Origin of the sequence: Gordonia sp. i37, assembly GCF_002043085.1 — a bacterium.
Taxonomy (GTDB): domain Bacteria; phylum Actinomycetota; class Actinomycetes; order Mycobacteriales; family Mycobacteriaceae; genus Gordonia; species Gordonia polyisoprenivorans.
Genome location: NZ_MVPX01000047.1, coordinates 1 through 11,147 on the forward strand (window position 1 = coordinate 1; position 11,147 = coordinate 11,147).

Here is an 11,147-nt window from a genome sequence, read left to right on the forward strand (position 1 = left end):
TCCCCGCCGACATACCGGGCGTCGGGGAACAACCGCCGAAAGATTTCGGCGACAGGCATTTTCACGCTGATGACGTCGGTGACCAGGCAGCCCGCCGCATGGTCGGCGATCGCCGACACGATCGGTTCGATTGTGGTGACCGGGGTCGCGAGCACGATCACCGCGTCGGTGTCGGCGGCACGGCGCAGCGTCGCCACGAGATCGGTGGACGCGTCGTGGCCGTCGGCGCGGACCTGCTCGACGGTCGCCGACGAGCGGTTGTAGCCGAAGGTGGAGGCGCCCGACGCATCGAGCGCCCGCATCATCGACCCGCCGATGAGGCCGAGACCGAGAATGCAGACCGGGGTTGAGCGGATGTCTGTCACCATCCCAGATTTCCACATCGCCGTGGTGCGGGTAGGACTTGGGGAGTACGCCCCCGACGGGCTACCGTGACCTGCATGGCAGGTGCCGGCGCGGGAGTATCGGGTTCCAACAGCAACGACGTCGTCGACGGCGTGGAGGGTTTCGCGGTCGCGGTGGTGCGCGAGGATGCCGCCTGGAAGGTCACCGCACTCAAACCGGACGCGCTCACCGATCTCGACGCCGCCGAACGACAACTGCGTGACCTGCGGTCGGCGGGCGCGGTGTTCGGATTGCTCGACGTCGACGAGGAATTCTTCATCGTCATCCGCCCGGCACCCGGAGGTGCGCGGATGCTGCTCTCCGACGCCACCGCCGGCATCGACTACGACGTGGCCGCCGATGTGCTCGACGCACTGAACGTCGACGTCCCCGACATCGACCCCGATGAACTCGACGACGTCGACCCGTGGGAAGAGGGCGATCTCGGCATCCTGTCCGACCTCGGCCTGCCCGACGCCGTCATGGGCGTCATCGTCGGCGACACCGACCTCTATGCCGACGAGCAGATCGGGATGATCGCCGCGCGGCTCGGATTCGCCGACGAACTGTCCCGCGTGCTCGACTCACTCGGGCATTGAGCTCCGCGACTCCCGCCGGCGCCGCGCAGATGCGGGTGTGGGAGTCGATGATGAATGCCGCCCTCGACGCGGCGGCCCTCTCCGGTGACGACGACGTACCGATCGGTGCCGTCGTCTTCGATCCCGCAGGCGTCGAACTCGCCCGCGCAGCCAACCGTCGAGAGGCCGACTCGGACCCGACCGCGCACGCCGAGATCCTCGCGTTGCGCGCGGCAGCCGCTGCCTTCGGGGACGGATGGCGACTACCCGGATGCACCATCGCCGTCACCGTCGAACCCTGCACGATGTGCGCCGGAGCCATCGGCCTTGCCCGCCTCGACACCCTGATCTTCGGGGCGTGGGAACCGAAAACCGGTGCGGTGAGCTCACTCTGGGATGTGGTTCGTGATCCGCGGCTGACCCATCGACCACAGGTACGCGGCGGCATCCTTGAGCAACGGTGCCGAATGCTGATGGTCGACTTCTTCACCACCCGCCGCGACCTGTGACTCTGTGGCAGATTTGACGGTGCACGACATCGGATAAATCCGTATTCCACCCCGAACCGCAGGAGGACGGCATGGCCGACGCAAGCGACAAGGTCAACGAGGTCATCGGTACGGCCAAGGAGAAGCTCGGTGAACTCGCCGACAACCCCAAGGTCGCCGAGGCCCTCGGCACGGCGAAAGAGAAGATCGGCGAGCTCGCGGAGAACCCGAAGGTCAACGAAGCCCTCGACACCGCGAAGGAAAAGATCGGTGAGCTCGCCGGAAACGAGAAGGTGCAGGGCGCGCTGGGCACCGCCAAGGAGAAATTCGACGAGCTGAGGGGCAAGTTGGGTAACTGACGCCACCGGTTGCCGGTCGGTACGGTGGAAGGCGGGGCAACCCCCCTCCCATGCGGCCCGTCGAGACCAGGCGTGGACGCATCATCCGATCGCCTCGACGTGCGCGCCGCGCGCGCACCCGGCAGAGGAGGCTCACCATGGCACTATCCGATGACGCCAAGAACAAGGCCGAAGAGCTCAAGGGACGCGGGAAGGAAGCCGCAGGCAGCCTGACCGACGACCAGGACCTCAAGAACGAGGGCAAGGGCGACCAGGCCGTCGCCCAGGGCAAGCAGAAGATCGCCGACGCGGCCGACGCCGTCAAGGGTAAGGTCGACGACATCAAGGACAAGCTCAGCGGTAACTGATACCCGCCGTTTGCCCGTCTGACCAGCCGATTTAAGGCCGGACACGGGCCTGCGGTACAGTCTTCGGCGGTGGCGTGTCCGAGCGGCCGAAGGTGCAGCACTCGAAATGCTGTGTGCGGTAACCCCGTACCGAGGGTTCAAATCCCTCCGCCACCGCCAGAAACACCCCCTCATCGATACAGGTGAGGGGGTGTTTTGCTTTCTAGGGCTGGTCGGCTGGTTCCCCGTCTGCCCACACCTTGCCCACACTCTGCGGCGAATACCGCTGATTGAGGGTGACTGCAACGGCGTCGAGATCGTCGTCGAACAGGTCGGCGTACACGTCCAGGGTGACCTTCGCGGAGGTGTGACCGAGCATCCGGGCGAGCGCCAGAACGTTGACGCCGGCCGACACCGCGAGGCTCGCCGTTGTATGCCGCAGATCGTGAGGCGTGATGGTCTGCACCCCTGCCCGCTTCACGGCACCGGAGAACCATCCGCGCGTCGACTTCGGCCGCGGCAGGTACCGGCCACTCGGGCCGGGGAACACGAGATCGTCGCGATCCTTGCCCCGGCATTGCGCTGACAACTCGTCGAGGATGAACTGGGGGACCGGCACCGAGCGGGTCTTACGCGACTTCGTCCGTCCGACGGCGTGCTCCACGCCGAGCTGCACGGCGTTGTCGTGGATGGTCAGCCGCTTCCGCAGGAACTCGACGTCGCGGACGCGCAGCGCCACCAGTTCGCCCCAGCGCAGCCCGCAATAGGCCAGCGTGAGCACCAGGGCGCGATGATCACCCGACTCGACGGCGAGACGCTCAACGTCGGCCGCTGACAGGTACACGTGTCGCTTGCGGCCCTTCTTCGGCAGGTTCTCCACACCGCGAGCAGGATTGGCGGCGAGACGTCGAGACTTCACCGCATCGTCGAGGATGCCTGCCAGGACGCCATAGGCTCGGATAATCGTCGTAGCCCCAGCGCCCTTCTTGACGATAACGCCCTTTGCATCAGTGACCGTGCGGCTCATCTCTGCGATCCATCGTTCAACCTCGCCCAGCTCGATGTCCGAGACTCGTCGACGACCCCACTGCGGTTCGACGTGCGTGCGCCAGGCACTCTCGAGAGTCCGATAGTTCGAGGGAGCGACATCAGACTCTTTGCGAGACAACCACTCTGATGACAACTCCGAGACCGTAATGCGCGCCAGCGTTGGTGCCACGTAGGAGCCTGTGAGTTTCTCGACCTCGACAGTGGCCGCGAATGCCTCGGCGTCCCGCTTGGTTCGGAACCCTCGCTTATCGGTCTGACGATGATCCGGTGTGCGGTAGCGGACGCGGTATCGGGCACCGGTCTTCGTCGTGTAGCGCTCAATCGTCGCCATCGGCCGACCCGCTTTGGACGTAGTCGAGGCTCGCAAGTACCTGTCTCAGACTCTCGACTTCGATTGTGAGACGGTCGATTTCGCCCTCCATGTCGGAGTCCAATCCCAGCTTGGCCTGAAAATGTGCGTGATCGAGTTCGGCTCGAAGACGAACGTATCGACGTACTTTCGCAAGCTCGTCGCGTCTGCGGACCTCGGTTCCTGGATCGTCGCCGAAAACCCTAGTGAGGGATGGAGTTCCGCAGATCCACTGGTCCGTCACATACGCCGGCACGGTAATGCCGGGTAGCATCTCCACGTCGAGATCGGGCAGCCCTGGAGTTAAAAGAAGAATCGGCGGGACATTCAGCGCCGCAGCTAGAATGGTTAGTTCGGCAACCGTAATCGCCTTTCGGCGGCCGGTCTCGAGCTCGCTGATGGTTGCGCGACCGATTGGGTGGCCCAACTCGCGAGTCCGGTCAGCTATTCGTGCTGCCGAGCGTTTACCTCGCAGCCGGCGTATCTGTTCGCCGATCTGCCTCGTCCGATGGTGGTCCCACGCCGAAGTATCTCCTTGTGATGACATAGCCAGCAGCTTACGCGGGCACTTGCGGTGTTATCCGTCATGCGGTAGAACGATGGATTGATCATCAATATCACTCGGTATTGCTGGTCATCGCATCACCGACGGGAGAATCATCGATGTCCACCACTGACGTCAGTCGGGCGAAATCCGCAGCTACCGCGGTTCATCCCGACATCGCTACACCTACGCAGGTCGCTGAGTTCCTGCACACCACGACCGCCGCGTTGGCTCAGGATCGCTACCACAACCGCGGTATCGCCTATGTGAAACATGGACGAAAAGTCCTCTACCGCTGGGCCGATGTGCACTTGTACTTGGAGGCAAACACCATCAATCCGGGTGCGGCCTGATGAACCGCCGCTACGACACCCTCGACGCCCAAGCCGACCTCGGCATGGGCACAGATGAATTCGGCGGTCCGCGCCGGTTCACCCGGCCGTGTGAGCGGATCACGCCGACGATCACCGAGGCCGACCCCGACACCCTCGATCCGCACGTGCGGCTGCGCATGCTGGACCGTGCCGCCGACCTGCTACACGAGGTCGTCCTCGAGACCCCTCGGGATGGCCAGGTCCGCGACCGACTGCGAGACCTCGCGTTCGCAGCGAAGGACGCCGCCGACATGTTCGCGCGGACCCACAATCTCCGGACTGATCTGTCCGGACAAGAAGATGCCGCCGTCACCGCTGATCTTGGCGGGTCGGGTGACGACGGCGATTCCAACCCCCACAAGGAGGATTGATGCACCCCACCATAACCCCCGACCCTGACATGCCGCACATGCCGTCCGGCCCCGCAATCACTACGCGGCTGACGGACTCCTTCTTGTCGGGTACACGCGCCGAGACCGACGGGGGAGATGGCCTCGTGGTGTACCTCTACCAGTTCGCCCCGGGCGATGGCCTCGCTGCTGATGATGAACTCTGCGTGACGCCGCGTGTGTTCGCTGGAACTGCGACTGGCGATCAGGGTGTTGACTTCGATGACCCGGCTTCGGCGATCCGTTTCGGTTTGGCGATCGCTCGCGCCGGTCTGCGAGCTGCCGAGCTCAAGAAGGCGGTTCAGCGATGAGCAGCGAGCATGGTTGCAACATCGACTGGTGCGATCAGGGTAAATCGCCGGAGGAGCCGCACTGGTGTCAAATCGCTTACACACCAGCGACTATGGACTGGATTGCCCCCGAAGTCGTAAGCGTTGAGGGATGGCAGTTCCCCGCTGTGGGAACTGGGATTCGGTGGGACGAACACACTGGTGTGCCCTCAATCTATGTCCACATCAGCGGGGCTACGAAAGACGTTGACGCCTATATGCGCCCCGACGAAGCCGAAGCATTCCTCGGTTCGTTGCAGGACGCATGTCACCTTGTGCGTGAAACCCTCCGCGGTGGTCATCGACTGACCAAAGGCAGTCAGGACGGATAGGTGACCTCAACGGGGCTCGACTGGTTGGCGGTGCGGGATTTCCTCGCCCGCCGGCCGGTCGTGCCCACCCTCAACAGCATCGGCCAACCGGCCGCGGGCAGCACAAAACTGCAGACTGCAGTATCTCTCCGACAGGCCGTCCTCCCGACCGCTGGTTCGACGGCGTGGATCGCTCTCGACGATGACGACCCCCGCAAGGCCGCGGCGCTACTCGTCGCCGGGTCTCGGTGGGTTCTTGAGCAAGAACTCGACCGACTCGACGCCGAGAGAGAAGCAAGCAAGGCAGCGGCCATCGAGATCGCACAGGCACGTGATTGGGCGCGCGTGGCCCAACGCATTCGCGGCAGAGACGCCGCCTACATCGAACGGAAGGCATCGTGACCGACGACGAATTCTTCACCGCCACCGACCAACTCAGGACCATCCGAGACTGGGCACACGCCCGCTACGCCGCTGCGTGGGCGGTCCTGCTCCAGGTCCTCGTTCGCGTGTCTGCCACCACCGACCCCAACGTGCAGTTGCCGGGGGTGATCGGCGGTCGCGCGTCACTGAATCTGTTAGCGGCGTTCGTATCACCGTCAGGCGGCGGCAAGGGCATCAGCGACAAGGTCGCCCGTCTGGCGTGGCCGGCACCGATCATCGAACGACCGATCGGCTCCGGTGAGGGCATCGCCGCGACGTTCGTCCCTCCGAAGAAGGAGGGCGTAGAGCCGATCACCCGCGCATTGATCACCGTGCCCGAGATCGACACCCTCGCCGGTCTCGCGGGCCGCCAGGGATCGATTCTGCTGGCTCAATTGAAGTCTATGGCGATGGGTGAGCAGCTGGGCCAGTCGAATGCCTCGGAGGCGAACACAAGGATCATTCCTGAGCACTCGTACCGGGCGTGCATGTCGGTCGGCGCGCAGCCCGCCCACTGCTCGGTGATCTTCAGCGACACCACCGGCGGCACCCCGCAACGGTTCCTGTGGGCGATGACGATCGACCCGGAGATGCCCGAGGATGCACCTGACGATCCGGAACCACTTGACACCCGGCTACCGCTGTGGGCGCCCGGGATGGACGGTGTCGTCGAGATCGGCTACGGACCCGACGAGATCCCCGCGACGATCAAGGCCGCGCATATCGCCCGCCAACGCGGTGACGCCGATGCGCTCGACGGTCACGCGATGCTGACACGTTGCAAGGTGGCCGCGGTCCTCGCGATCCTGCACCACCGATCGGTGGTCTCCGAACTCGACTGGGAACTGTCCGGTGTGGTGATGGAGCAGAGCAACCGGACGCGCGATTGGGTCATCGCCGAGAGCAAACGATCAGCACGACAGAAGGTCCGCGAACGCGCGATGTCGCGCGCAGCCGGTGAGGAGTTCATCGACCAGCGGCGGATGGACACAGTCAAGCGACGAATCCTCACAGTCTTGGAACGCGGGCCGCTCGCGGGCGGAAAGCTACGTGCCGCCCTCGGTCGACGCGAGTACCGAGATCTCTTCGATCGCGCCGCTATGGCCCTCGAATTCGAGGGCTCAATAACTGCTGACTCATCCGGGTCAGGCACCCGATATTCGCTATCAGAAGGGCTGAACACTGAACACCCTGTTCAACCCCTAAATGCCCAGTACAGAGGGCCTGAACACCTACTGAACACTGAACACCCCGGTTCTAACCAGAAGCCGCGTCTTGTCCCCGCAACGCAGGGGCAGAAAGACATGACCGAGCGGGAGCGCACCGACTCGGTCAAGCGCCGAGTGATGGAAGTCCTCACCACCGAGGGATCAATGTCGGGCGGATACCTGACACCCAAACTGTCGGGTCGTCTCGCCCGAGATCTCTTTGTTCCCGCTGTCGAGGAACTGATCACCGAAGGGCATGTCGAGCGCATCGGCAACAAGTACACCGCTACCGGAAAGGACCAGACGGCGTGAGCGAGACCCAGCGGCTGAAGTTCGGCTTGACGGCCACCTACGTGCATCGACCACCCGCACCACCGCCACCGTCGCCGCGGTGTGGGTTCCCGACCCAGTCGGGAGCCGAGTGTCGCAACCTCGTGTCGTCGTGGGGTGACCTCTGCCGGGTCCATCAGGGCGATGAAGGGGAGCCGTGGTGAGAGCCAGACGTTACGGCGAGCCACGCGCCCGCTGCACCAACGACAACCAGTGGCCGATCCGGATCGACGCCGGCGAACTCGGGAGCTTCGAACTCCGCGCGGACGAGGCCACGAACCTCGCCGCAGAACTAACCAACGCAGTCGCCGAACACCGACGACGCAACAGGATGACATCGTGATCATCTCCGACTCGTACGGCTTCACCGCCGAGATTCCCGACCCACCACAGCGTGACTGGTCCGGGCTTGATCGCCGCGGACGCATACCCGCTCGAGAGGCCCTGTGGGGGTGGCGGCTGTGGTGGCTGACCGTCACGCACACGAAAGTCGAGGATGACCCAGACGCAATGGTGTTAGAGGTCTGCAACGCCGATGGAGAAACATACGCCCGCGACGGCAAGATCGAAGTCCTCTCCGAGCCTGCTCAGTGCCTCCCGTCCATCTATGACCGCGCAGGCGAGTACGGCCGACAGCGCGTGGCCCACGCTCTTCGTGTCGGGCATGGGGATTCCCCGTCACCACACTGCGTGTGCGGCTACTGCATGACCCAGCACGTTGACGACGTCGTGCGGTCCCTGGGCTCCCCGCTCGATTGGCACATCGAGGCGCGGGCACAACAAGGGCTCCCAATCGGCGCGCAGATCCCGATGATGACCTACTGCGCCTGGCTGGGGGCGCGTCGCCGACAAAATGATCTACGACCCACCCGCCACCGCGAGGGTGCAATACCTCCGACTGCGTTACGCGATCCTGTCGACCACTCTCCCCGCAGTGTGGCAAGAGATTCTGCTCGACCAAGCGCCGCTACGAATTCTCGGCGTCGCCAATTTCCAAACACTGTCCGACGACAGCCTGGGTCGCCGACGAAACCGAGAAAGGAAGTGATCAACAATGACCGCAACCCGTAACCGTCGCGAGCCCGGCATCGTGTCGTTGCTCGCCGAAATCCTGACGGGTAGTCCACGTCTCGACGGCGCTGCGTGCATCGGCTCCGAATCCCTGTTTGACCCGAAGGCCCCCGATGAGGATGCCGCCGACGCAACCTATCGGCACGAGGCCGCTGAAGCCCTGTGTCACCGCTGTCCCGCGCTCGGCCCGTGCCGCGAGTGGGCCGACACTCAACCCACAACTCGCGCTGTTATCGCCGGCCGCACACCCGATTCCCGCCACCCTGGACGACCTCGAAAGGACGACGCCGCATGACCATTCCCACCCACCCCCGCGACCGCGACGGGACGCCGTTCGTGTGCAAGCAGTGCCGCGGTCCGTGCCGCACCTGGAAAGGCACCATCCATCAGTGGACGTGCGAGAAATGCTTACGGGCCTACCTCGACGGGCAACCGGACTACCGTCGACTCCGCCCCGGACAGGCCGATCATGATCACGCTGACCGCAGCTGAAACAGACTGCGCCGTCTACGTGTTCGCCGAGTTCGAGCGCCGCCGCCGGATCGCTGGCCAACCAGTCCCGGCGTCGGCGCGAACCCTGCGACAACGCCTCACCGCTGTGGCCGCTACCGGACGAACACCCGAACCCGCGCGCGCACCCTCGAAACCAGCCGAGCAGATCGACACCACCGAGGCCGCCCGACTCCTCGGATGCTCCACCCGACACGTCCGCCGACTCGCCGCCGACCTCGACGGCACCCGCCTCGGACAACAGTGGATCTTCCCTCGGCACACCGTGATCGACTACCACGAAAGCAGGAACACACCATGAGCCAACCCACCGACGTCCTCGAAGCCGCTGTCAAGCAATACCTTTCAGAACTCTCCGACGACGACTTCGCCGCCCTCGTCGCCGAAGTCCGGCCCCCCGCCGACGACGAACCACCCACACCACCAAGCGGCAGCAAGCCTGCACCCAAGCCCGCCGACGACGGCCCGGCATACCCCGCCGGCTGGGCACCGAAAGGACCCGCGAAGTGACCACCAACGCCCACCCCGGCGACATCACCACGCTCGTCGATCAACTGACCGCCCTCGGCGGCACCATGCCCGCCGAACTCCAGAGCACCATCGACACCATCGCGGCCGTCAACTCGTGGACCAGCCCCCAGCCCACCGACATCACCGGACTAGTCCGGCGCGGTGAATTGACCGCAGACAACGCCGGCGACGTCCTCGATGCCGCACTCCACCAGCCGACCATCACCGCCGGTGACCTCAAGGTGAAAGCCAAAGCGGCACTCGTGCAGCGGTTCGCCGAGCAGATCGCAGGCCCGGCCGGAGACGAGATCATCGACAGCATCCGACCCGCATTCACCAAGAGCTGCAAAGCCATCGCCGACGCCGCACTGATCGTCGACCACACCGTCAGAGCCGACGATCTCGCCGAAGCTGACGACAAGTTCATCGCCGCATGGCGCACCATCGGTGAACACCGCGCCACCCTCGACCAGGTCGACGCACTTACCCACACCCTCACCGACCGGTTCGAAGTCCTCGGCACCCCCCAACCGTGGCACGGCCGCAACTGGCTCGGCGCCGCGCTGCACACACCCGACGTTGCTCGCCTCGACCTCGTCGGCCGCGCACTGAGCCAACCGAACGGAACAGGCGGACCACGCGGGGGCAAGTGGCACCAGATCGCCAGCGCCTTGCGCCTCAACACGATCAGTTCCGCTCGAGCGATCCTCGCCGAAGCGCATCGAGACCACCGCGAACGCGAGGCCGCCGACTACGCCGCCACTCACGGCACCCTCGCCCAGGCGCACTGAACTTGCGTGGCGCGACGCGTTTCCAATGGGTACGGCCCGCGCCGCCACGCAACCGGCCGACCCCGACCACACGACCCTGGAGGTCGTCGGGGTCGGCCACCGCCCTTGACCAGCGATAAGACGGAACAGGCCATGAGAAGCCCTCTCGCGCAACACACCTCGACGAAACGTCAGTCGCACACGGTGGCGCGTCGACGCCCGTCACAGAGCCTCGCAGCGGGGTGGGGGGACACCCTCCCCGCACCCCACACGGCAGCCGGAATACATAGCGGCTCTGGTCCAGCGTGCGGCATGCCCACACCCCGTTTTTCCCACATCCGCAGGTCAGAGAGCAGGTAAGGCAGCATGAGTGAGGTTCCCGAAGCCCCGGCGCCACCGTTGGGTGCCGCCGGCCGCGCCCTGTGGGAGACGCTGGCCGCGCAGGTCGCCGCTGACGGCCTGGTGTTCGATGCCCGTGAGCTGGAATGCCTACGCCAAGCGTGCGCCACCGCTGACGATCTGGCCCGGATCGAAGGGGTTCTCGCCGCCGACGACCGTCTGGTGGTGAAGGGCTCGCAGGGTCAGCCGGTCGCTCACCCCATGCTCAGTGAAGCGCGGGCCTGCCGCCAACAGATCGCGGCGCTGCTGGCTCGGCTGGACCTGTCGGTGCCCGAGGAGGCAGCCCCGAAGGTTCGTGGCCCGCGATCGGTGCAAGCACGTCGAGCAGCGAACGCGCGGTGGCAGGGTCGTGGCGCGTAGACCCGGCGGGCTGACCGCCGCCACCGAACTCGGCCGCTACGTCCGCGACCTGATCGTCGAGCGGGAACAGTTGTGGCTCCCCCCC

The 11,147-nt window shown here is 65.2% G+C and carries 19 protein-coding genes and 1 tRNA gene; 17 read left to right on the plus strand and 3 right to left on the minus strand.

Annotated elements, in window-relative coordinates:
* A partial coding sequence (locus tag B1964_RS01695) for a prephenate dehydrogenase/arogenate dehydrogenase family protein (RefSeq protein WP_139765589.1) occupies positions 1 to 368 on the minus strand: 368 nt, incomplete at its 3' end.
* Between the two features lie 72 nt (positions 369 to 440).
* Here B1964_RS01695 and B1964_RS01700 point away from each other — a divergent pair.
* The 5 genes from B1964_RS01700 to B1964_RS01720 all read left to right on the plus strand — a co-directional run bounded on the left by B1964_RS01700 (position 441) and on the right by B1964_RS01720 (position 2,315).
* Complete coding sequence (locus tag B1964_RS01700) at positions 441 to 983, plus strand: tRNA adenosine deaminase-associated protein (protein ID WP_006371703.1); 543 nt, start codon at positions 441 to 443, stop codon at positions 981 to 983.
* A gap of 29 nt (positions 984 to 1,012) precedes the next feature.
* Positions 1,013 to 1,471: a nucleoside deaminase gene (locus tag B1964_RS01705; RefSeq protein WP_035728543.1), complete on the plus strand. Its 459-nt coding sequence runs from the start codon at positions 1,013 to 1,015 to the stop codon at positions 1,469 to 1,471.
* A gap of 71 nt (positions 1,472 to 1,542) precedes the next feature.
* Positions 1,543 to 1,809 (plus strand): hypothetical protein, encoded by a 267-nt coding sequence (locus B1964_RS01710; protein WP_079928558.1) that lies wholly within the window; start codon positions 1,543 to 1,545, stop codon positions 1,807 to 1,809.
* Positions 1,810 to 1,946: 137 nt separating this feature from the next.
* On the plus strand, positions 1,947 to 2,156 hold the full coding sequence (locus B1964_RS01715; RefSeq protein ID WP_006371700.1) for a CsbD family protein: 210 nt from the start codon (positions 1,947 to 1,949) through the stop codon (positions 2,154 to 2,156).
* Positions 2,157 to 2,224: 68 nt separating this feature from the next.
* Positions 2,225 to 2,315: transfer RNA gene (locus B1964_RS01720), tRNA-Ser, on the plus strand.
* A gap of 43 nt (positions 2,316 to 2,358) precedes the next feature.
* Here the strand turns inward: B1964_RS01720 and B1964_RS01725 are convergent.
* Together B1964_RS01725 and B1964_RS29850 are read right to left on the minus strand one after the other, a co-directional pair.
* Entirely contained in the window at positions 2,359 to 3,516 is a 1,158-nt protein-coding gene (locus B1964_RS01725; RefSeq protein ID WP_079928559.1) for a tyrosine-type recombinase/integrase, read from the minus strand.
* Positions 3,503 to 4,081: a helix-turn-helix domain-containing protein gene (locus tag B1964_RS29850; protein WP_139765590.1), complete on the minus strand. Its 579-nt coding sequence runs from the start codon at positions 4,079 to 4,081 to the stop codon at positions 3,503 to 3,505. Before B1964_RS29850 ends, B1964_RS01725 begins: the two co-directional genes overlap by 14 nt.
* 116 nt (positions 4,082 to 4,197) lie before the next feature.
* Here B1964_RS29850 and B1964_RS01735 point away from each other — a divergent pair, with 116 nt between their 5' ends.
* The 12 genes from B1964_RS01735 to B1964_RS01790 all read left to right on the plus strand — a co-directional run bounded on the left by B1964_RS01735 (position 4,198) and on the right by B1964_RS01790 (position 11,062).
* Positions 4,198 to 4,431 carry a DNA-binding protein gene (locus B1964_RS01735; RefSeq protein WP_079928561.1) on the plus strand — a complete coding sequence of 78 codons (234 nt, stop codon included), beginning with the start codon at positions 4,198 to 4,200 and terminating at the stop codon, positions 4,429 to 4,431.
* Entirely contained in the window at positions 4,431 to 4,823 is a 393-nt protein-coding gene (locus B1964_RS01740) for a hypothetical protein (protein ID WP_079928562.1), read from the plus strand. The genes B1964_RS01735 and B1964_RS01740 overlap by 1 nt, the downstream gene beginning before the upstream one ends.
* A gap of 125 nt (positions 4,824 to 4,948) precedes the next feature.
* Positions 4,949 to 5,152 carry a hypothetical protein gene (locus B1964_RS29855; protein ID WP_139765591.1) on the plus strand — a complete coding sequence of 68 codons (204 nt, stop codon included), beginning with the start codon at positions 4,949 to 4,951 and terminating at the stop codon, positions 5,150 to 5,152.
* 350 nt (positions 5,153 to 5,502) lie between these two features.
* Positions 5,503 to 5,883, plus strand: coding sequence for a DUF2742 domain-containing protein (locus tag B1964_RS01750; protein WP_253193849.1), 381 nt, complete (start codon positions 5,503 to 5,505; stop codon positions 5,881 to 5,883).
* A complete protein-coding gene (locus B1964_RS01755; RefSeq protein ID WP_079928564.1) occupies positions 5,880 to 7,424 on the plus strand; it encodes a hypothetical protein in 1,545 nt (514 codons plus the stop codon). The genes B1964_RS01750 and B1964_RS01755 overlap by 4 nt, the downstream gene beginning before the upstream one ends.
* A 178-nt stretch (positions 7,425 to 7,602) precedes the next feature.
* Positions 7,603 to 7,785, plus strand: coding sequence for a hypothetical protein (locus B1964_RS01760; RefSeq protein WP_139765592.1), 183 nt, complete (start codon positions 7,603 to 7,605; stop codon positions 7,783 to 7,785).
* Between the two features lie 711 nt (positions 7,786 to 8,496).
* A complete protein-coding gene (locus B1964_RS01770; RefSeq protein ID WP_079928567.1) occupies positions 8,497 to 8,808 on the plus strand; it encodes a WhiB family transcriptional regulator in 312 nt (103 codons plus the stop codon).
* Complete coding sequence (locus tag B1964_RS29860) at positions 8,805 to 9,005, plus strand: hypothetical protein (RefSeq protein WP_139765593.1); 201 nt, start codon at positions 8,805 to 8,807, stop codon at positions 9,003 to 9,005. The genes B1964_RS01770 and B1964_RS29860 overlap by 4 nt, the downstream gene beginning before the upstream one ends.
* A complete protein-coding gene (locus tag B1964_RS01775; RefSeq protein WP_079928568.1) occupies positions 8,983 to 9,324 on the plus strand; it encodes a helix-turn-helix domain-containing protein in 342 nt (113 codons plus the stop codon). The genes B1964_RS29860 and B1964_RS01775 overlap by 23 nt, the downstream gene beginning before the upstream one ends.
* Positions 9,321 to 9,533, plus strand: a complete 213-nt coding sequence (locus B1964_RS01780) for a hypothetical protein (protein WP_079928569.1) — start codon at positions 9,321 to 9,323, stop codon at positions 9,531 to 9,533. Before B1964_RS01775 ends, B1964_RS01780 begins: the two co-directional genes overlap by 4 nt.
* Entirely contained in the window at positions 9,530 to 10,324 is a 795-nt protein-coding gene (locus tag B1964_RS01785; protein ID WP_079928570.1) for a hypothetical protein, read from the plus strand. The genes B1964_RS01780 and B1964_RS01785 overlap by 4 nt, the downstream gene beginning before the upstream one ends.
* Positions 10,325 to 10,669: 345 nt before the next feature.
* A complete protein-coding gene (locus tag B1964_RS01790) occupies positions 10,670 to 11,062 on the plus strand; it encodes a P27 family phage terminase small subunit (protein WP_139765594.1) in 393 nt (130 codons plus the stop codon).
* Positions 11,063 to 11,147: the final 85 nt, after the last annotated feature.

What these genes read in the sequence shown, in the direction of transcription:
- B1964_RS01705 (WP_035728543.1), top strand. Translation starts at nt 1,013, where the DNA reads ATGCGGGTGTGGGAGTCGATGATGAATGCCGCCCTCGACGCGGCGGCC.
- B1964_RS01700 (WP_006371703.1), top strand. Translation starts at nt 441, where the DNA reads ATGGCAGGTGCCGGCGCGGGAGTATCGGGTTCCAACAGCAACGACGTC.
- B1964_RS01710 (WP_079928558.1), top strand. Translation starts at nt 1,543, where the DNA reads ATGGCCGACGCAAGCGACAAGGTCAACGAGGTCATCGGTACGGCCAAG.
- B1964_RS01775 (WP_079928568.1), top strand. Translation starts at nt 8,983, where the DNA reads ATGATCACGCTGACCGCAGCTGAAACAGACTGCGCCGTCTACGTGTTC.
- B1964_RS01725 (WP_079928559.1), bottom strand. Translation starts at nt 3,516, where the DNA reads ATGGCGACGATTGAGCGCTACACGACGAAGACCGGTGCCCGATACCGC.
- B1964_RS01790 (WP_139765594.1), top strand. Translation starts at nt 10,670, where the DNA reads ATGAGTGAGGTTCCCGAAGCCCCGGCGCCACCGTTGGGTGCCGCCGGC.
- B1964_RS01770 (WP_079928567.1), top strand. Translation starts at nt 8,497, where the DNA reads ATGACCGCAACCCGTAACCGTCGCGAGCCCGGCATCGTGTCGTTGCTC.
- B1964_RS29850 (WP_139765590.1), bottom strand. Translation starts at nt 4,081, where the DNA reads ATGTCATCACAAGGAGATACTTCGGCGTGGGACCACCATCGGACGAGG.
- B1964_RS01740 (WP_079928562.1), top strand. Translation starts at nt 4,431, where the DNA reads ATGAACCGCCGCTACGACACCCTCGACGCCCAAGCCGACCTCGGCATG.
- B1964_RS01735 (WP_079928561.1), top strand. Translation starts at nt 4,198, where the DNA reads ATGTCCACCACTGACGTCAGTCGGGCGAAATCCGCAGCTACCGCGGTT.
- B1964_RS01780 (WP_079928569.1), top strand. Translation starts at nt 9,321, where the DNA reads ATGAGCCAACCCACCGACGTCCTCGAAGCCGCTGTCAAGCAATACCTT.
- B1964_RS29860 (WP_139765593.1), top strand. Translation starts at nt 8,805, where the DNA reads ATGACCATTCCCACCCACCCCCGCGACCGCGACGGGACGCCGTTCGTG.
- B1964_RS01715 (WP_006371700.1), top strand. Translation starts at nt 1,947, where the DNA reads ATGGCACTATCCGATGACGCCAAGAACAAGGCCGAAGAGCTCAAGGGA.